The sequence below is a fragment of the Micromonospora sp. ZG13 genome (assembly GCF_059359355.1).
Window position 1 is genome coordinate 159,693 of the sequence record NZ_JCADBQ010000007.1, and the last position, 17,778, is coordinate 177,470.

General features: G+C 72.3%; 17 protein-coding genes. 7 read left to right on the forward strand and 10 right to left on the reverse strand.

Annotated features, from left to right (window positions below; all coding sequences use genetic code 11):
• Window positions 1–72 precede the first annotated feature (72 nt).
• On the forward strand, window positions 73–672 hold the full coding sequence (locus AC5L34_RS17205; RefSeq protein ID WP_494825891.1) for a TetR family transcriptional regulator: 600 nt from the start codon (window positions 73–75) through the stop codon (window positions 670–672).
• Window positions 673–781: 109 nt separating this feature from the next.
• Here AC5L34_RS17205 and qcrA read toward each other — a convergent pair whose 3' ends face one another.
• Entirely contained in the window at window positions 782–1,870 is a 1,089-nt protein-coding gene (gene qcrA / locus AC5L34_RS17210; protein ID WP_441177513.1) for a cytochrome bc1 complex Rieske iron-sulfur subunit, read from the reverse strand.
• Window positions 1,867–2,691, reverse strand: a complete 825-nt coding sequence (gene qcrC, locus AC5L34_RS17215) for a cytochrome bc1 complex diheme cytochrome c subunit (RefSeq protein ID WP_441177514.1) — start codon at window positions 2,689–2,691, stop codon at window positions 1,867–1,869. The genes qcrA and qcrC overlap by 4 nt, the downstream gene beginning before the upstream one ends.
• 228 nt (window positions 2,692–2,919) lie before the next feature.
• Here qcrC and AC5L34_RS17220 point away from each other — a divergent pair, with 228 nt between their 5' ends.
• Complete coding sequence (locus tag AC5L34_RS17220) at window positions 2,920–3,435, forward strand: DUF421 domain-containing protein (protein WP_441177515.1); 516 nt, start codon at window positions 2,920–2,922, stop codon at window positions 3,433–3,435.
• Between the two features lie 38 nt (window positions 3,436–3,473).
• Here the strand turns inward: AC5L34_RS17220 and AC5L34_RS17225 are convergent, their stop codons facing one another.
• Complete coding sequence (locus tag AC5L34_RS17225) at window positions 3,474–3,932, reverse strand: MarR family winged helix-turn-helix transcriptional regulator (RefSeq protein WP_494826007.1); 459 nt, start codon at window positions 3,930–3,932, stop codon at window positions 3,474–3,476.
• 100 nt (window positions 3,933–4,032) lie between these two features.
• On the opposite strand from AC5L34_RS17225, the gene AC5L34_RS17230 reads away from it, so the two are divergent.
• Complete coding sequence (locus AC5L34_RS17230; RefSeq protein WP_494825894.1) at window positions 4,033–4,824, forward strand: potassium channel family protein; 792 nt, start codon at window positions 4,033–4,035, stop codon at window positions 4,822–4,824.
• A gap of 45 nt (window positions 4,825–4,869) precedes the next feature.
• Here AC5L34_RS17230 and AC5L34_RS17235 read toward each other — a convergent pair whose 3' ends face one another.
• On the reverse strand, window positions 4,870–6,075 hold the full coding sequence (locus AC5L34_RS17235; RefSeq protein ID WP_494825895.1) for a DUF2254 domain-containing protein: 1,206 nt from the start codon (window positions 6,073–6,075) through the stop codon (window positions 4,870–4,872).
• Between the two features lie 322 nt (window positions 6,076–6,397).
• On the opposite strand from AC5L34_RS17235, the gene AC5L34_RS17240 reads away from it, so the two are divergent.
• A complete protein-coding gene (locus AC5L34_RS17240) occupies window positions 6,398–7,630 on the forward strand; it encodes a cation:proton antiporter domain-containing protein (protein ID WP_441177518.1) in 1,233 nt (410 codons plus the stop codon).
• On the opposite strand, the gene AC5L34_RS17245 is transcribed toward AC5L34_RS17240, so the two are convergent.
• The 3 genes from AC5L34_RS17245 to AC5L34_RS17255 form a co-directional block, all read right to left on the reverse strand.
• Complete coding sequence (locus AC5L34_RS17245; RefSeq protein ID WP_441177519.1) at window positions 7,599–8,525, reverse strand: mechanosensitive ion channel family protein; 927 nt, start codon at window positions 8,523–8,525, stop codon at window positions 7,599–7,601. The genes AC5L34_RS17240 and AC5L34_RS17245 overlap by 32 nt on opposite strands.
• Before the next feature lie 170 nt (window positions 8,526–8,695).
• On the reverse strand, window positions 8,696–8,968 hold the full coding sequence (locus AC5L34_RS17250; protein WP_441177520.1) for a GlsB/YeaQ/YmgE family stress response membrane protein: 273 nt from the start codon (window positions 8,966–8,968) through the stop codon (window positions 8,696–8,698).
• A 67-nt stretch (window positions 8,969–9,035) separates the two neighbouring features.
• Window positions 9,036–9,467 (reverse strand): hypothetical protein, encoded by a 432-nt coding sequence (locus AC5L34_RS17255; protein WP_494825898.1) that lies wholly within the window; start codon window positions 9,465–9,467, stop codon window positions 9,036–9,038.
• Window positions 9,468–9,706: 239 nt separating this feature from the next.
• Here AC5L34_RS17255 and AC5L34_RS17260 point away from each other — a divergent pair, with 239 nt between their 5' ends.
• The 3 genes from AC5L34_RS17260 (at window position 9,707) to AC5L34_RS17270 (ending at window position 14,775) form a co-directional block, all read left to right on the forward strand.
• The gene (locus AC5L34_RS17260; RefSeq protein ID WP_494825900.1) at window positions 9,707–11,602 is read left to right on the forward strand and encodes a protein kinase domain-containing protein; all 1,896 of its coding nucleotides are present in this window, start codon (window positions 9,707–9,709) and stop codon (window positions 11,600–11,602) included.
• Between the two features lie 343 nt (window positions 11,603–11,945).
• Window positions 11,946–13,469 carry a metallophosphoesterase family protein gene (locus AC5L34_RS17265; protein WP_441177523.1) on the forward strand — a complete coding sequence of 508 codons (1,524 nt, stop codon included), beginning with the start codon at window positions 11,946–11,948 and terminating at the stop codon, window positions 13,467–13,469.
• Window positions 13,470–13,569: 100 nt separating this feature from the next.
• Window positions 13,570–14,775, forward strand: coding sequence for a hypothetical protein (locus AC5L34_RS17270; protein ID WP_441177524.1), 1,206 nt, complete (start codon window positions 13,570–13,572; stop codon window positions 14,773–14,775).
• Window positions 14,776–14,836: 61 nt separating this feature from the next.
• On the opposite strand, the gene AC5L34_RS17275 is transcribed toward AC5L34_RS17270, so the two are convergent.
• The 3 genes from AC5L34_RS17275 to AC5L34_RS17285 form a co-directional block, all read right to left on the reverse strand.
• Window positions 14,837–15,202, reverse strand: coding sequence for a hypothetical protein (locus tag AC5L34_RS17275; RefSeq protein WP_441177525.1), 366 nt, complete (start codon window positions 15,200–15,202; stop codon window positions 14,837–14,839).
• A gap of 87 nt (window positions 15,203–15,289) precedes the next feature.
• The gene (locus AC5L34_RS17280; protein WP_441177526.1) at window positions 15,290–16,618 is read right to left on the reverse strand and encodes an extracellular catalytic domain type 1 short-chain-length polyhydroxyalkanoate depolymerase; all 1,329 of its coding nucleotides are present in this window, start codon (window positions 16,616–16,618) and stop codon (window positions 15,290–15,292) included.
• A gap of 136 nt (window positions 16,619–16,754) precedes the next feature.
• On the reverse strand, window positions 16,755–17,651 hold the full coding sequence (locus AC5L34_RS17285) for a GNAT family N-acetyltransferase (RefSeq protein ID WP_441177527.1): 897 nt from the start codon (window positions 17,649–17,651) through the stop codon (window positions 16,755–16,757).
• Between the last annotated feature and the right edge of the window lie 127 nt (window positions 17,652–17,778).

Below are 17,778 nucleotides of genomic sequence, written 5' to 3' on the forward strand. Positions count from 1 at the left end.
ATGCTCAAACCAGTATGAGCGTTTGCTCATACTCGCGCAACGGCGGCCCCGCACGGCGCCTAGAATCCGGGCATGCCACGCGGAGTCGCCACCCAAGAGCCCCGGCAGCAGCTCTTCGCCGCCGTCGAGCGGGTGATCGCGCAGGACGGGCCCGGTCGCCTCACCGGCCGCGCCGTGACCCGCGAGGCGGGGGTCGCCACCGGGCTGCTGTACGCGCACTTCGCGAACTTCGACGACTTCCTGGTCGGTTACGCGGTCGACCGGACCTTCCAGATCGCCGGCGAGGTGGCCGCCCTGGCGGGGCGCGCGGGGACCGGCACGGTCGTCGGGAACCTCAGCGACGCCGTCCTGGCGGTGCCGGGGGGCGCGCTGCTGGCCCTGACCCGGCTGACGGCTCACCGGCCGGAACTGACGGCGGGCGTCGAAGCGGTGCTGGGCGCCGGGAACGCCGTGCTGCGGACGATCGAACGCGCGAGCGCCGACTACCTGGCCGCCGAACAGGAACTGGGGCGGGTGCCCGCCGGCGTCGACACGGAGGCGCTGGGCCTCGCGGTGGCCGGCCTGCTGCACCACGTCGCGCTCACCCGCGGCACCGGCCCGGCGGCGCACGTCCTGATCCGTCGCGCCGTGACCGCGCTGGTCGGTGGCTTCCCGGCCGTCGCGGCGCCCTGACCGGTGGCGTGGCATGCCGGTTGACGTCCACCGAGATGGGCCGTAGCCGCACGATTCGCACTCGCCGCCCGCTGGCCTCCGGGAGCGGGCGGCCGGTGGCGCTGCGTGGTCAGGGGCGTTCCCAGAAGTCGGGGCCGATGGGTTCCTGGTAGTCGGAAGTGGCTACGAAGAAGCCCTCGTCGTCGACCTCGATGGGGAGCTGGGGAAGGGGCCGGCTGGCGGGGCCGAAGATGGGTTTGGCGTTGTCGGTGATGAGGAACTGCGACTGGTGGCAGGGGCAGAGCAGCCGGTTGGTCTGCTGTTCGTAGAGGCTGGCGGGGCAGCCGGCGTGGGTGCAGATCTTGGAATAGGCGATGTAGTTGCCCCACATCCAGTCCTGCTTGCCGGCCTGTTCGTTGTTCTCGCGTGCCCGCAGGGCGTCCTGGGCCCGCAGGTGGATGAGCAGGGTGACCGAGTCGGCGTACTGGTTGCTGACGCCGTGCGGGATGCCGGGGAAGACGGTGACCTGCCCGCCGGGGAGCAGGTCGGCGGGGCGTACCGGCCGGCCGTCCTCGCGGACCAGCCGCACGCGGGTGACGGCGCCCTGGTCGTCTGCGGGGGCGAAGCCGGTGCGGAACAGCTGGTTGTCCTTGTGGGGGTCGGCGATGAGACCGCCGACAAGGGGCGCGGCGGCGACCGCGCCGAGGGGAACGAGGCCCGCGAGCAGCGAGACACCCAGCAGCGGGCGACGTTTCACACCGATCTCGTCGACCATGTAGAGCATGGTCTGTCCGGTGACGGCGCGTTCGTCGGCGGAGACCGCACCTTCGTGGCGGTCCTGGATGGACACCTCCTTGGGCAACAGCTTCTTGCCCCACACGAGGACCCCGAACCCAATGCCCAGCAGGGCGATGCCCATCGTCGTCCCGAGCAGCGGAGTGTAGTACTCCTCGATCTCGCCGAGGAGTTGGTAGCGCCACGGCCACCAGATGAACACGACCAGGAACGCGGTGGCGGCGAGTCCCGCGACGAGGAAGAACACCGCGACGGTACGGACCAGGCGGCGCTCGGCCTTGGAGCCGGCGGCGACCTGGGGCTCGTAGTGCACGATCTCGATGTCGTCACGCCGCGCGCCCTCGCGTACGACCTCGAAGCGGGACAACGACCGATCCGTGACGTCGACCGGCTCCCGGCTCTGTTGGGCGCGGTGTCCGGTCACGACTTGCCCGCGATCCAGAGGCTCGCGAACACCAGCACGACGATCCCGACCAGGAAGACCGCCAGCCCTTCGGTGGACGGACCGTAGCGGCCGAGGTTGAACCCGCCGGGATCGTTGTCGGTCTGGATCACCCGCTGGATGTAGGCGATCAGGTCGGCCTTCTGCTCGGGCGTCAGGGTGCTGTCGCCGAAGACCGGCATGTTCTGCGGGCCGCTGAGCATGGCGGCGTAGATGATCCGGTCGCTGGCGGGGTAGAGGCTGGGGGCGTACTTGCCGGAGGAGAGCGCCCCGCCACCGCCGCCGAAGGCATGGCACTGCGAGCAGTTGACCCGGAACAACTCGCCGCCGCGGGCCAGGTTGGCCTCGTCGACCAGGGCGTCGACGTTGTCCGGCACTACGGGCCCCACCCCGAGGGAGTCGATGTAGGCGGCGAGCTGGCGGACCTGCTCGTCGGTGTACAGCGGCGGTTTGCGCTGCGCCTGAGCCTCCTGGCGAGCCAGCGGCATCCGGCCGGTGCCGACCTGGAACTCGACCGAGGCGCCACCGACGTTGATCAGGCTGGGTCCGCGTCCCTCGACCCCTCCGGCGCTGCGACCGTGGCAGGTGATGCAGCCGACCTCGAACAACGCCTCGCCCTCGGCCGCCGCGGCGCTCGACCGTGGCTCCTCCTGGGCCTGGGCGGCCGGCGCGAACAGCGCGTAGGCACCCCCGGCCAGGACGAGTGCGGTAACCATCCGCGCGATGCCGGCGGCTCGCCGCCGGGCTCGGCTGAGGCGGACAGGTACCCCCGGTCGGGTGCACCCGGGGCGTGAGTCGTGCATGGCGTCCTCTGCTCTTCAGAGTCGTTCGATAAGCGGCCTTTGTGCCTATTCAAGGTATACGGCTTTGCGGCAGGTGTACCGAAGTTCGTCGCCCAGATTCGTCAAGGAGAGGCACCGCGCCGTCGGTGCCCCGCAGGTCAGCCCGCGTACCCCTCGGCTCCTCCGCGCGTGGAGACGAGCCGTCGGTTCGGCCGCGTGCGAGGCGCGCATCGCGGGTACGGCGCTGAGATGGTGCTGAAGAACCCCGCCGACCTGCTGCGTCTACTCGTCGTCGCGGCGATCGTCTATCCGGCGCTGGTGTTGATCCTGCGGCTGTCCGGCAAGCGGACCCTGTCCAAGCTCAACGCGTTCGACCTCGTGGTCACCGTGGCCCTGGGTTCCACCCTCGCCACGATCCTCCTGTCGCGTGACGTCTCCCTGGCGGAGGGCATCCTGGCGCTGCTGTTGCTGGTGGCGTTGCAGTACGTGGTCGCGCTGCTCGGCGTGCGCTGGCCGTCGTCACAACGGCTGATCAAGGCACGACCGACCATGCTGCTGCGTGACGGGCAGATGCGTCACGCCACCATGCGCCGCGCCCGGGTCGCCGAGAGCGAGATCCGGCAGGCCGCTCGCAGTCAGGGCGCCGGTGATCTCCACGGTCTCGCGGCGGTGGTGTTGGAGACCGACGGCAGTCTGAGCGTCATCCCTCGGTCACAGCTGGGCGACGGCAGCAGTCTCGCCGACGTCGTCGACCATGCCGGGTAGCGGGCGGGCCGCTCGGCAGGAGTGCGCCGAGGCCGCCGCTAGGGCGCCACGGCGCAGCGCTCCCAGCGGTGCCACCACTGTTCCTCCGTGGGCTCGTCGGCTGCGATCACCAACGAGGTGATGAGCTCGGCGGTCGTCTGCGGACAGGTGGCGACGGCCCGCACCAGGCGCCGGATCTCCTCGGTCCGGTGCCGCATGACATCGCCCACCAGTGTCTTGCCGGCCTCCGTGAGCGTGAGCAGGGCCACCCGCCGGTCCGTGGGCCGGTGGTGCCGGGCCACCAGGTCCCGGCGCACCAGACGGTCGCAGGTCCTCGTCGCGGTGGAGGGGTGCACGTGCAGCGCAGCCGCCAGATCCACGGTGCGCAGCGGGCCTCGGGAGGCCAGGACGACCAGGGTCCGGTACTGCGACAGGGTGACCTCGACATCGAGGGTCGCCAGCGTCCGGGCGGTGATTCCCACCAAGGCGCGACTGAGGGCCGAGAGCCCGTCGATCAGCTCCTCGCCGCCGAGAGTCGACCGGGTATCGCTTTCCGCGTAAAGTCCCACCCGGCAATGATTGCATGCATACACGCAAAACTTCGGGGTGGAACCGGTCATGCAGGCGAGAAACCACACGCGTCCCGCTGATCGGGCGACGAGCTGGGAGCGCCGGACGGCGCTCCCGCTGACAGTCCTGTCGGTGATCTTCCTCGTCGTCTACGCGGCACCGATCCTCCGACCCGACCTGGGGGCGCCCTGGCAGCGGACCTGCGAGGTCGCCACGGTCCTCATCTGGTTGACGTTCTGGGCCGACTTCCTGGTGCGCCTGAGGCTGACCGAGCACCGGCGGCGGTTCCTGCGGGGTCACCTGTTCGACCTGGCCGTACTGGTGCTGCCCGTCCTCCGGCCGCTGCGGGCGCTGCGACTGGTCACCGTGGTGCTGACGCTCAGCCGGAGGACGGAGACGTGGGCCCGCGGTCGGCTGGCGATCTATGTCGGCGTGACCACCATGCTGCTCGTACTGGTCTCCGCGCTGGCCGTGCTCGACGCCGAGCAGTCCGCCACGGACGCCAACATCGTCTCGTTCGACGACGCCCTCTGGTGGGCGGCGGTGACCATCACCACCGTCGGCTACGGGGACCACTATCCGGTCACCGACGCCGGACGGTTCGTGGCTCTGGGGCTCATGGTCGGGGGGATCGGCCTGATCGGTTTCGTCACGGGCTCGCTGGCCACCTGGATCGTGGAGCGGGTCTCCGACAAGGGGCAGGCGGCCGCGGCGACGAGCGAGGACATCGCCGTCCTCCGCGCCGAGATCGCGGCCCTGCGCGAGCAACTCGTCCCGCCGGCGTCACGGGCCGGCGACGAATCGCAGCGGCGGGGCGAGGCACCCCAACCCTCCCGCTGACCACGTTCGCGCGCGACGGTCGTGCGAGCGGTGCGCCATCGGCTGTCAGTGGCTGCTGCCGGCTGCCGGCGACATCCGACACACGATCGCCGCCCGGTGTGCGGGAAGCGCGACGGTCGCCAGGTCGCGCAGGACAGCGTCCAGCAGCCGCGCGACGCGCGGCTGCTGACCGGCGACCAGTCGGATGTCGTCGACGACCATGGCCAGTAGGAGGTCGTACCGGACCCCGTCCACCCGGACGCGTACGGTGCTGTCGTCGTCCCGGACGACGTGGACGGGGTCGGGGCGGGTGGCGAGTCGGCGCAGGAGGTCGTGCGCCTCCTGCACGGCGCGCACGGCGGTGGTCACGTCGTTGACGGCCGGGGACAGCGCGCGTTCGGCGATGTCGGCCAACTGTCGGAAGCCGAATCCGACGTCCTGGCCCGGGGTGCGCTCCATGCCGATGGTCACTCCCTGGCTGGCCTCGTCGTTCGGTACCGGGCGACCCGTTGCGCCGACCACCCGGTGGACGCGCACCAGCGGTGCCCCCTCGACGACGAAGTCACCCGGGGCGGGGACGACGGTGATGGCGCAGTCGTACTCGCGTGCCAGGCGAGAGAGCAGGGGGAGGTCGACGTTGCTGACCATCCCGGGGGCCGGGGCCGGCACGGTCTGCGTGACCTTGCCGTGCACCATCGCCGCCGGCTCGTCCGGCGCGGGTAGGCGGGCGATCGATCGCCGCGTCTGGGCGCCGATCGAGGCGATGATGTGCGACACCCTCATCACCGTGGTGATGTGGTGCAGGTAGTAGATGAAGATGCCAGTGCTGGCCAGGACGAGCGACATCGACACCGCGAGCGACAGTTCCGGGAACCGCTCCCCGTCCCGGGCTGGCAGCGCCGCGAGCACCACCATCGCGAACAGGAAGGTGGCGACGAACGTACCGAGCGTCGCCTGGATGATCCGATCCTGGAGGAACGTCCGGAGGACCCGCGGTGTGTACTGACTGCTGGCCAGTTGCAGGGCCACGACCGTGATGGAAAAGACCAGCGCGGTGAAGGAGATCATCGCCGTGATGATCGACGACAGCAGCGATCGGGCACCCGCGGGATTGCTGGGCAGGATCCCCTCGACGGGAAGGTCCAGCTGTAGCTCCAGCATCGAAAGGCCGCCGGCCACTGCCACCGCGCCCACGGCGAACACCCCCGGCACCAGCCAGAAGCTCTCCCGCACTTCGGCGAGCCGCGCGGACACGGTGCGGGGCCGGCTCACGACGACCAGTTCCTCGACGGCACACCCCCATCGTGACGTACGACGGACCGTGGCGCGCCCCGTCCGTCGACCCAGGCACGGGGGACGGTGCTTCCGGCACGCTGGTCGGCTCAGCGCTGGCCGGCCCGGAACCGGCGGGATCAGTCGCCGGTGCTCCGTCGCTGGGGACCGTGACCCGCACCTCTCGGGCGAGCAGTGCTGTGCGGCCGGGCCCGCCGCCTGCCCGGCCTGCGTCGCGGCCGGACCCGAGTCGACGCGACCGTCCGCGGCAGGTGCCCGCGTGAAGGGTGTGAAGCGGACACGAAGGGGGTAGCGCCGCAGGATGGACCCGCTTCACCTCAGCTACGCCCTGGTCGGTGTCCTGGGTGTGCTGCTGGCCTTCTGGTCCAGCTCCATCCGTCAGGCACCGGTCAGTGAGCCTCTGCTCGCGCTGCTGCTGGGCGTACTGGTCGGTCCGGTCCTCGGGCTGATCGACCTGCCCCACCGCCAGGCGTCCGTACTGACCCTGGAGGCGAGCCGCGTCCTGCTGGCCATCTCGCTGATGGCCGTCGCGCTGCGTTTTCCGCTGCCGGAGTACCGGTCGGTGATTCGCCCGATCGGTGTGCTCCTCGCCGTCGCGATGGCGGGTATGGCCGTGGTCAGCGCTGGTCTGGCCTGGCTCCTCCTCGGCCTTCCGGTGGCCCTGGCCGCGCTGCTGGGTGCCTGTCTGACGCCGACCGACCCGGTCCTCGCCTCCAGCGTCGTCTCGGGCGGGCCCGCCGAACGGCAGCTGCCGGCTCGGCTACGTCAGGTGATCAGTGGCGAGTCGGGTGCCAACGACGGGCTCGCCTTCGTGTTCGTCGTGCTCGCGCTGTCCGCCGTGACGTCCGGATCCTTCGCCGGGCAGCTCGGCACGGCGGTGTGGGGGGTGGTGGGGGCCGTGGTGGTCGGCCTGGCGGTCGGCTACGCCGCCGGCCGGGCCGTCATGACAGCCGAGGCCCGGGAGGACGTGGACGAGGGCTCCCTGCTGATCTTCACGGTCGTGCTCGGCATCGCGGCACTGGGGGTCGCCCGCGTGGTACGCACGGACGGCATCCTGGCGGTGTTCGCCGCCGGTCTGGCCTACAACGCGGTGATCGGCGACCGGTCACGTGCATCCGAGCAGAGGCTCGACGACGCGCTTACCCGCTATCTGGTGCTGCCGTTGTTCTTCCTGCTCGGCGTCGAGGTGCCGTGGCGTGACTGGGTCGATCTGGGCTGGCCCCTGGCGGCCTTCGTGGTCGCGGTACTGGTGTTGCGTCGCCTGCCGGTGGTGCTCGCGCTGAAGCGCGTACTGGGGATGCCCCGGCGAAGCGTGGTGTTCCTGGGCTGGTTCGGGCCGATCGGCGTGTCGGCGCTGTTCTATCTCACTCACAGCCAGGAGGAGGGAGCCCGGGATCCCCGGCTGTGGGCGGCCGGCAGCCTGGTGGTGGTCGCGAGCACTGTGGTGCACGGCGTCACCGCCACGCCGGGCCGTCGCTGGTACGCCCGCCGGTCGGCGACCGTCACCGACGGCCATCCGGGGCGGCGCCGGTAGCCGAGGACTGCGGCGGGTGGACGGTGATGTCCTGCGTCACCGACGCCACCCGGATGCCGTTCTCGGCGAAGCGGTCCAGCACCCGCCGGGTGACCTGGTCCTTGACCTGTCGTGCGGCGCGCACCGGCACCACGAACCGCGCCGACAGCTCGACCCAGTTGGGGGTGGCGCGGATGAAGACGCGGGGATCGACCTCCGCGTCGGCGACCGGGTAGCGGTGACGCATCTGCTCGATGGCGCCTCGCGCCTCGACCGTCGAGGAGACGTTCTCCGCCTCCTCACACAGGATGCGCTCCGCCAGATGCCAGTCCGCCTCGTAGGGGACGGGCAGGGTCAACTCCTCCCACAGATGGTCCAGCACCGTGCTGCTGTTGTAGACCGGTGCGCTGAACACGAAGCGGTTCGACAGCGAGACCACACGTCCCGTGTACTGGCGGCCGCGGATCCAGGATTCCGGGTCGGAGGAGGAGCCGCTCTCCAGGATGCGGGTACGCAGCGGGGTGATGTCCAGGACGTCGCCGCGGACCCCGCACATCTGTATCCGGTCACCGACGCGGAACTGCCGGCCGGTGAGGATGCTGACCCATCCGGCGAACGCGCCGATGACCTCCTGCATGGCCAGCGCGAGACCGGCGGCGAGCAGGCCGAAGACCACACCGACCCGGCCGGCGAACGGCCGCCACAGCAGTGCCAGCGCGAACAGCAACGCCACGACGGTCAGGTAGTGCACCGCCTTGCGCAGGTAGTAACGGTTGGTCGTGTCGTGTACCCGGAGGGTGGCCAGGCGGCCGGCCAGGGGGGCGAGCACGATGGCTAGCACGATCAGGACGACGCTGGTCACGAGGCGGCCGCCCACGCTGCTCGTGTCCCAGACAGCCTCCAGGAACCGGTCCATGCTGCTTGCCCATCGTCCTCGGTGGCGAACGGCGCACGCGCGTCCGTCGCGTCGCCTCCACCATAGGCAGCCGTCGGCGGCGAGATACCGGAATGCGCCTGGTAGGGGAGAGCCGGTGGTCCGCGGAAGTCACGGCACCGGCAGACCGGCGGTCGTCGGTGGCCACCGTACTAACGGGAAGGGTGACGGCGGTCGGAGAAGGTCGCGACGAGAATGACGGTGAGGCTGGCGCACCCCGCCTGGCCGATGACTCCGGGGAGGCCGGTGCTGCGGGCGTCGACGCCGCCCAGCACGGCGAGGACGGTGGCGAGCAGGGCGGCGGTGACGCCCAGGACCAGCGCCAACCATCGCGGTATCGCCTCACGTGCCGGGACCGCGAGGCGACCCAGTGCGCCGGCGACGAGACCGACGACGATGGCGCTGACAAGGGCACCGGATGTCATCCTGCTCCTCCGTGGGTATGGCGGTCGGAACCCGGCCCGCGCGTGGGCTCGGGCCGCGTCGAAAGGCTCATTGCCAGACCTTCAGATCCTGGGCCACGAGCGCCCGCCCACCTTCGAAGGCCCGGTACGGTTCCGGGGATCCGAGGCGGTAGCGGACGGTGAGGTCGCCGTGGGAGAACCGGATGACGGTGCCCCGCACGGTCACGAGCTGCGGCGGAGCCGGCGCCGACGGACCCGTCGTCAGCACGAGCAGGGTGCCGCCGGTCAGATCCTCGTCGCGTACGACGAACGCGGTGTCGGTGATGATCCGGTCGACTGCGGCGGTCATGGTGAGCCGGTCGCCCACCTCCGCTCGCGCGACGGTGCCGGCTCGGGTGGTGGGCACCGGTTCGGGACTGGGCTGCGGGGCCGCCGGTGGGCTCGTGCAGCCCGTGGCGAGTAGGACCACCGCCGGAAGGGTCGCCAGCGCCGGACGCACCCGGCCATGCCGTCCACCCATCGCGGTCCCTCCTCTCCGTCGTGCCGCATGGACAAGAACTTCCCCCGCATGTGGCGGCATGACCGCAGGATGATGACGGTTGCATGACAATCCCCGCCATCGTCCGGAGGACTGCTGAGCAGGGGTTTTGGGCCACGAGCGCCGGGTACCGCCCAGCGTCGACGGAAACAACGGCGCGACCGGAGCGGAATCCCGCCCCGACCGCGTCGACGCCGTACGACGACCGGGGAGACGAACACATGCGACTCCTGCAGCAGCGCTACCGGCTCGACGAACCGGTCGGGCAGGGTGGCATGGCGGTGGTCTGGCGCGGTTTCGACCTGCGGCTTCAGCGCACGGTGGCGGTGAAGATGCTCTCCGCGGAGTTGCTGGACGACCCGGCGGCGCGTGGGCGGCTGCGCGGTGAGGCGCTCGCGGCGGCAAGACTCGACCATCCGCACGTCGCCGGCGTCTACGACTACGGCGAGCAGCGGCGTCTGGGCAGGGGGAGGGCACCGTTCCTCGTCATGGAGTTCGTCGACGGCGAGACCCTGGCCGCCTGTCTGCGCCGGTCGGGACGGATGCCCTGGCGCGAAGTCGCCCGGGTGGGCGCCGCCGTGGCGGACGCCCTCGCCGCCGCACACGCCCTCGGACTCGTCCACCGCGACGTCAAACCCGGCAACGTGATGCTCGGTTCCCGGGGGATCAAGGTCGTCGACTTCGGCATCGCCGCCGGTGTCGGCCAGGACCCCGCCGACGAGGGGGAACTGATCTGGGGCACGCCGGCATACCTGGCTCCGGAGCAGGCGGCCGGCGCCACGGCGGCGCCAGCCGGCGACATCTTCGCCCTGGGCCTGGTGCTGGCCGAGTGTGTCAGCGGGCTGAGTCCCGCCGAGCTGCGGCGCGGCCGGGGTGCTGCCGAGGTCCCGTCCGTTCCCGGACTGCCGGACGAGGTGGCCGACCTGGTGGGGCGTTGCCTGTCGTCGGAAGCGGGTCGCCGGCCGGAGGCCGCCCAGGTGGCGGTCGCCCTCCGGGGCGCCACCGGCGTGGAGGTGGTGTCGGTGCGGCCTGCGGCCGCGGTGTCCGACCCGCCGGCGGCCACCGGATGGACCCGTGAGCTCACCGGTGGTCCGAGGGCTCCGGCTCGCACCGCGGACACGCGGCCCGGGACCGTGCCGGTACCGGGCCCTGCACGTCTGCGCAGCCTCCGCTCCCGGGCCGCCGTCGGCGTACCGGCGGTCCTGCTCGCCGCGGTACTCGTCGGCCAACTGCCGGGCCTCACCGCGCTCGACGATGCCGCGGACAGCGACAACGGCAGCACCGATCCGCAGTCCGGCGGCTGCGCCGCCCGGTACACCGCCCACCAGATGGCGGACGGGAGCTTCCGTGCCGACCTGACCGTCACCAACATCGGGGGGCAGTGGCTGCGTGACTGGTCACTGGCGTTCGCGCTGCCTCCCGGCCACCGGGTGCTCACCACCGGCACGTCCTGGGAGCAGGACCGCCGCCGCGTGACCCTCGCCCCGGCGAGGCCGCTGGCCCCCGGCGCGACCCTGGCAGCGGCGCTGCGGGGGACGGTCGAGGCCGAACGCCTGAGGGCTCCGGTCGCGTTCTCCGTCAACGGCCTGCCGTGTGACCGGGTGGTCAGCCAGATCGCGTCGCCCGTCGTCGGGTCCGCTCCGCCACCCGCCTCCGCCCCTCCGGCAGGAAAGGGTCGGCCGGCCGGTGAGACTGCCTCCACGCCGTCCGCCGGCGCCGCGCCAGGGGAGCCCACGACTCCGCAGGACAGCGATCCGCTTCCGCTGGAGCCCGACCCGGGAGGTGACCCGCAGCCGCCCGCCAGCCCGCCGGCGACCGGGCACCCCCAGGACACCACCACGCCTCCACCGCCCGTCGATCCCTCGCCGAGCACGGAGCCGTCGCCGAGCACCGACCCGCCGCCGAGCACGGACCCGCCGCCGAGCACGGAGCCGTCGCCGAGCGCCGACCCGCCGCCGAGCAGCGCCTCGGCATCGCCGCCGCCAGGCGACGGCTCCGTCCCGGACCCCCGACCCAGCGACCCGCCCGGCACGCCGATCTCCGCCGATCCTTCCGCCACCGGGTCACCGGCGGGGGCGGACGAATCCGCGACCGGCTCACCGCGGATCGCCGTGTGACAGCCCCGCAGGGGCCTCGGCCGTGACGGATCGTCGGAGTGCCGTGCTCTTGCGCGCGTGCCGGAGGACCAGGCAACCGGACCTGCGGCGCCGCCCGACGGTCGGGGCCGACAGCGGAGCTAGCCGGTCCGCGTCCCGACGGGTAGCGTGACAGCCGCAGGGATTGTTGCATGCGTGCAGGTTTCGGTGAGGTCGAAGGTCCGGGCAGTCGGAAGGCGCACGTCCGGCGCAGTCGCGGCCGGAGCTGTTTGCTGCGCTTCCGGCCGCCCCCTCCTGAGCAACAGATCGGACTCCGACCGTGACCCCACACTCCGGTGCCCGTCGGTCGCGCTACCGCGACATGATGCCGACCCTGCGAGGCGTCAGGACAGGTGCGTCCCGATTCGTCCGTTCCCGATGGGCCAGGCGGACCGTGACCGTGGCCGCGCTCGTGGCCGTCACCGGCGTCGGCGTCACAGTCGGTGTCCTGCTGGGTGGCAGAGGCGAGAGCGACGTCGGCCCGTTCCGGGTCGCGTTCCACGTGACCCTCGCCGCGGACGGAGGCACCGAGGTGGCCGTGCCACCCCTGGGGTCGCTCTTCCTCGACAGTCACGAGGGGCCCGCTCAGCTGACCGCCCGCCTCGACTCGCTGGACCAACGACGGACCGAGGCGCTGATCAACGATCCCGCAGCTCTCGCCCGTGCCGGGGAGACCGCACCGCAGGACCTCCGTGACGCGCTGGTGCGTCTCGGGCTGCGTACGCTCGGGGTGGCGGTCCTGGCCTCGATGCTGCTCGCCGCCGTGACCTTCCGGTCCGTCCGCCGGGTCGCCTGGTCCGGCGGCCTGGCGCTGCTGATCACCGGCGGCACCCTCGGCACCGCCGCCGCGACGCTGCGACCGCAGGCGCTTGCGGAGCCGCGCTACGAGGGACTGCTGGCCAACGCCCCCGCGTTGATCGGTGACGCCCAGCGGATCGCCGACGACTACGGCCGCTACGCCGAGCAACTGCAACGGCTGGTGGGCAACGTCGGCAAGCTGTACGCCACCGTGTCCAGCCTGCCGATCTACCAGGCGTCCCCGGACACCACCAGGCTGCTGCACGTCTCGGACCTGCACCTCAATCCGGCCGCCTGGCCGGTGATCAAGACCGTCGTCGACCAGTACGACATCGACGCGGTGATCGACACCGGTGACATCACCGACTGGGGCAGCGAACCCGAGACCACCTACGTCTCCATGATCAGTCAGCTCGACGTGCCCTACGTCTACATCCGCGGCAACCACGACTCGCCCCGCACCGCTGCCGCGGTGGCGAGCCAGCCCAACGCGGTCGTGCTCGACAACTCCGTCACGGTCGTCGCGGGGCTGAGGATCGCGGGGATCGCCGATCCCCGTTTCACTCCCGACAAGCGGGAGGAGGCCTCCGGCCCCTGGGACGAGTCGCCGACGACGGTCGAGGGCGCCGGTGAACTCCTGGCCACCACTATCCGCGCCCTGGACGCCCCCGTGGATCTCGCACTGGTGCACGACCCCGCGTCCGCCCCCGCGCTCAACGGCCTCGCGCCCGTCGTGCTGGCCGGGCACACCCACCGCCGGGAGGTGACGGTGCTGCCACCGACCGGTGAGGTGACCACGCGACTGTCGGTGCAGGGTTCCACCGGTGGGGCAGGACTACGAGGCCTCGAAGGCGACGAGCCGACACCGCTTGCCATGTCGGTTCTCTATCTCGGCCCGGACCGCCAGCTCAAGGCGTACGACGACATCCGGGTCGGCGGCACCGGCACGGCACAGGTCAGCCTCGACCGCAAGGTGATCGAAGCTCCTCCGGTCAGCGCTCCCCCGACCTCCGGCGCGCCCACCCCGGTTGTTCGTCCCGCGAACCGGTAGACGCACCACCGTGGGCTTTCGTGGCCCGTGGTGGTGCGCGCGGATGTCGAGCCGGGCGACGGATTCGCTCATCGGTCCGCGTGGCTCCTAGCATCACAGCGTGCGTGTGAAGCCACTTGTCGCCCTGCTCGCCCTGACCGTCGCCGGGGCGGGCCTGCCCGCCTGCGGAAACTCCACGACCGGCGGCGACGCGGCGTCGGCCCCGGTGGCCGCGCCGGCGCCGTCCGGCCCCGTCGGGGCGTCCAGCCCCGGTAGCGCCCCGACAGCACGTTCCGGCCTCGGCGGGCCCTCCGCGAGCGCGACCCCCAGGCCCTCGACGAAGGGCGGGACGTTGAAGGCCGGCAACCCGAGGGGCGGCGCGGACGTGCCGGCGGAGGCGCGGGCCGTCGACACGTCGAAGCCGACGCGGACGGTCGGCGGCGGCACCGCCGCCAGCTGCACCTCGGCCGCGGTGGTGAAGGCGGTGGCGGCCGGCGGCGTCATCACCTTCGACTGCGGGCCGGACCCGGTGACGATCACGATGACGGCCACCGCCAAGGTCCGCAACGCCAACGGGCCGAGGGTGGTGCTGGACGGCGGCGGCAAGGTCACCCTCAGCGGCCAGGGGCGACGGCGGATCCTCTACATGAACACCTGTGACGAAGCGCAGGGTTGGACCACCTCGCACTGTCACAACCAGGACCACCCGCAGCTCACCGTGCAGAACCTGACCTTCGCCGACGGCAACTCCAGCGGCGAGCGGACCGAGGGCGGCGGCGGTGGGGCGATCTTCGTCCGGGGCGGCCGGTTCAAGGTGGTCAACTCGCGGTTCGTGCGCAACCGCTGCGACCGTACCGGCCCCGACCTGGGCGGCGCGGCCATCCGGGTGCTCAGCCAGCACGAGAACAGGCCCGTGTACGTGGTGGGCAGCACGTTCGACGGCGGCGTCTGCGCCAACGGCGGCGCGTTGAGCAGCATCGGCGTCAGCTGGGTGGTGCTGAACAGCGTCCTGACCGGCAACCGGGCGGTCGGCACCGGCGCCAACCCGGCCAGGGCCGGCACGCCGGGCGGCGGCAGCGGCGGGGCGATCTACTGCGACGGCAACGAGTTCAGCGTCCGGATCGCCGGCACGATCATCGAGGGCAACGAGGCGAACGAGGGCGGCGGGGCCGTCTTCTTCGTCAGCAACGACCGCACCGGCACCATGCGGATCGAGGACTCCACCCTGCGCCGCAACCCGAGCGACGGCTTCGAGACGCGCGGGTACCCCGGCATCTTCTTCCTGGGTGCCCGCAACCCGACGCTGACCGGCTCCACGCTGCGCTGACCCGCAGGACCGGCGGGTCCGGGATCCCGGGCCGCATCCTGCTGGCCGCGGCGACTGGTCGCTAGCGGTACAGGAGGCCGCAGGTCAGCAGCGCGCAGCCGAGCCAGCCGCTGAACGCCGCCAGGGTGCCCGCGACCGTCGCCGACCTGACCCGGCCGACGAGGAACCGGTGCACCAGCAGCGACATGGCGAGGCTGCCCAGCAGGGGCAGTACGCCGAGCCGAAGCAGGGTCCACACGTCCGGACCGGGACCGTGGCAGGCCAGTGTCCGCTCCGCGCACAGCTTCACCGGGCCGGGCCTCGGCGAGCCCAGCCCCAGGAACTCCGGGCCGAAGATCCAGGTCGCCGCCGCGACCGGCGCGAGCACGGCGAACGCGTACCAGCCGGCCAGCACGGCGAGACTCCGTCGGGCCACCGTCCACCGCATCCCGGGACGGTAGCAACAGGGAACCGGCTGCGGTGGCGCACCGGCTGTCCGTCGGGGCGGCGCCGGGGTCGGCGCCGCCCCGGCCGGTTAGGCGATCGTGCAGGTGACGCCGTTGAGGGTGAACGAGGAGGGTCGCCCCGTATCGCCGGTGTGGGTGGCCTGGAAGCCCACGCTGACCGACGCGCCGGGCGCGATGGTGGCGTTGTAGGAGACGTTGCGGGCGGTGACCGCGCCGCTGGTGGGGGCGTACGTCGCGTTCCAGCCGTTGGTGATGTTCTGCCCGGCGGGCAGCGGGAAGGCCAGCGACCAGCCGTCGACGGTCGCGGTGCCGGTGTTGGTGACGGTGACGGAGGCGGTCAGCCCGGCGTTCCACGCGTTGACGGTGTAGCCGACCCGGCAGCCGCCCGGCACGGGCGGCGGGGTGCTGGGCGGGGGAGTGCTGGGCGGCGGAGTCGTCGGGGGCGGGGTGGTCGGGGGCGGGGTCGTTGGGGGAGCGGTGGTGTCTAGGCCGAAGAAGCGGATCGCCTGCGCCGCGTCGACCGGCAGGTTGTGCGACACGCCCTGCATGCTGATCGCCTCGACCGGTGCCCGGTCGCCGCTGCCGCCGTAGCGGGTGCGGGTGTAGCCGGCCTGCGGGCTGTCGGTGTACGTCGGCGTCTGGCTCAGCCCGTGCACGTTGGTCCACTGCTTGATCTGCTCGCCGAAGTTCGGGTAGCGCAACACCTCGTCGTTCGTCCCGTGCCACGTCTGCATGCGCGGCCGCCGCCCGGTGTATCCCGGATAGGCGTTGCGGACCAGGTCTCCCCACTGCTGCGGGGTCCGGCTGACCTGGCCGTTGGCGCACTCGCTGTTCCACTCGGAGCCGTTGGTGGTGGCGAAGCAGCCGAAGGGGACCCCGGAGAACGCCGCGCCGGCGCTGAACACGTCGGGATAGAGCCCGAGCAGGACGTTGGTCATCATGGCGCCGGACGAGATGCCGGTGGCGAAGATCCGGTCGGGGTCGACGGCGTACCGCTGCCGGACGTGGTCGACCATCGACTTGATGCCCACCGGGTCGCTGCCGCCGTCGCGGCGCAGCGCCTGCGGGGAGGAGACGTCGAAGCACTGGCTGCTGCGGGTGACCGACGGGTAGACGACGATGTAGCCGTACCGGTCGGCCAGGGCCGCGTACTGGGTGTTGGCGTACATGGCGGGGCCTGTGCCGGTGCAGTAGTGCACCGCGACCAGCAGCCCCGGCCGGGGCGCGACGGCGTCCGGCACGTACAGGTACATGCGCAGGTTGCTCGGGTTGGGGCCGAAGTTCGTCACCTCGGTCAGGGTGGCGGCGGACGCCGGCGGGGCGAGCGCCACCGCCGCCAGCGCGGTCAGCGCGGCGGCGGCCAGGGCGGCGCCCAGCAGTCGGAGTCTGGCTCTCATCAACTGTTCCTCTCCTCAGACGGCGGACAGGGCGGGGTTCCGATCGAGGGCTGCCCGGCTACCCGATCACATCCGGCTCAGAAGCATCGACAAGTTTCCATGAATGTCGAGGGTCCCGCAAGCGCCGGTCGGGTCGTCACGGTGCCAGTCGCTTCTCGAACCAGTGGTGGGCGTAGGGCTCGGCGTTGTACGCCTCGATCTCCCGGTAGCCGGCCGCCCGGTACATCGCGATCGCCTCCGTGAGGTTGCGGTTGGTGTCCAGCCGGACGGCGGTCCAGCCCCGCTCGGCGGCGTGCCGCTCCAGCTCGCCCAGCAACCGCCGCCCGAGCCCGAGCCCGCGTACGGAGTCCGCCACCCAGACCCGCTTGATCTCGGCGGGAGCGCCAGGGTGCAGCTTCACCGCGCCGCAGCCGACCGGCTCGGCGTTGAGCGTGGCGAGCAGGAACACGCCCGCCGGGGGGACGAGCTCCTCGTCGCGGACCGGGTTGCTGCGGGCCGGGTCGAACCCGCCGTCGAAGCGCCGCGCCACCTCCCGGGCGTAGGCCCGTACGCACGCGCGGGCCCGCGGGTCGCCCGGCGGGCAGGGCCCGACGAGCACCATCGACGCGACGAGCAACCGCTGCACCTCGGCCATCGCCGCGACGAGCCGCTCGCGGTGCCGCCCGGTCAGCGGTGCGAGGATCGACCGGGCGAACTCGTCGGAGCGCGCGTCCAGCTCCGCCCACTCGGCGCGGCCGGCGTCGGTGAGCGTGGCGACCCGCACCCGGGCGTCCCCGCCGGCCTGCCCGGCCGGCCCGACGGTGACGAGCCCGGCGCCCTCCAGGGCGCGCAGGAGGCGGCTGAGGTGCCCCGAGTCCAGCCCGAGCCGGGACCGCAGCGCGGCGACCTCGGCGCCGGCGGGGCCGATCTCCCACAGCAGCCGGGCCTGCGCGAGAGGGCGGGCGCGCGCCATGTACTCGTCGTCGAGCGCCCCCACCCGCTGGGTCACCGTCCGGTTGAACCGCCGCACGGCGGCGATGAGCTCCGCTTCCATGAAGCCTGACTTTAGTCAGGTAACTGCGGTCCACGCCAACGCCCTTCCGGCGACGCGCACGATGGCCGCCGGCCCCGCTGTCGGCCGACGCGCCCGACGGCCGGGGCCGGAGTCGACCCGGCGGTCC

Coding starts and splice junctions, on each gene's coding strand:
- AC5L34_RS17205 (WP_494825891.1), top strand. CDS start 73: ATGCCACGCGGAGTCGCCACCCAAGAGCCCCGGCAGCAGCTCTTCGCC.
- AC5L34_RS17230 (WP_494825894.1), top strand. CDS start 4,033: ATGCAGGCGAGAAACCACACGCGTCCCGCTGATCGGGCGACGAGCTGG.
- AC5L34_RS17280 (WP_441177526.1), bottom strand. CDS start 16,618: ATGAGAGCCAGACTCCGACTGCTGGGCGCCGCCCTGGCCGCCGCCGCG.
- AC5L34_RS17285 (WP_441177527.1), bottom strand. CDS start 17,651: ATGGAAGCGGAGCTCATCGCCGCCGTGCGGCGGTTCAACCGGACGGTG.
- qcrC (WP_441177514.1), bottom strand. CDS start 2,691: ATGCACGACTCACGCCCCGGGTGCACCCGACCGGGGGTACCTGTCCGC.
- AC5L34_RS17245 (WP_441177519.1), bottom strand. CDS start 8,525: ATGGACCGGTTCCTGGAGGCTGTCTGGGACACGAGCAGCGTGGGCGGC.
- AC5L34_RS17275 (WP_441177525.1), bottom strand. CDS start 15,202: ATGCGGTGGACGGTGGCCCGACGGAGTCTCGCCGTGCTGGCCGGCTGG.
- AC5L34_RS17265 (WP_441177523.1), top strand. CDS start 11,946: ATGCCGACCCTGCGAGGCGTCAGGACAGGTGCGTCCCGATTCGTCCGT.
- AC5L34_RS17240 (WP_441177518.1), top strand. CDS start 6,398: ATGGACCCGCTTCACCTCAGCTACGCCCTGGTCGGTGTCCTGGGTGTG.
- AC5L34_RS17220 (WP_441177515.1), top strand. CDS start 2,920: ATGGTGCTGAAGAACCCCGCCGACCTGCTGCGTCTACTCGTCGTCGCG.
- AC5L34_RS17255 (WP_494825898.1), bottom strand. CDS start 9,467: ATGGGTGGACGGCATGGCCGGGTGCGTCCGGCGCTGGCGACCCTTCCG.
- AC5L34_RS17260 (WP_494825900.1), top strand. CDS start 9,707: ATGCGACTCCTGCAGCAGCGCTACCGGCTCGACGAACCGGTCGGGCAG.
- AC5L34_RS17250 (WP_441177520.1), bottom strand. CDS start 8,968: ATGACATCCGGTGCCCTTGTCAGCGCCATCGTCGTCGGTCTCGTCGCC.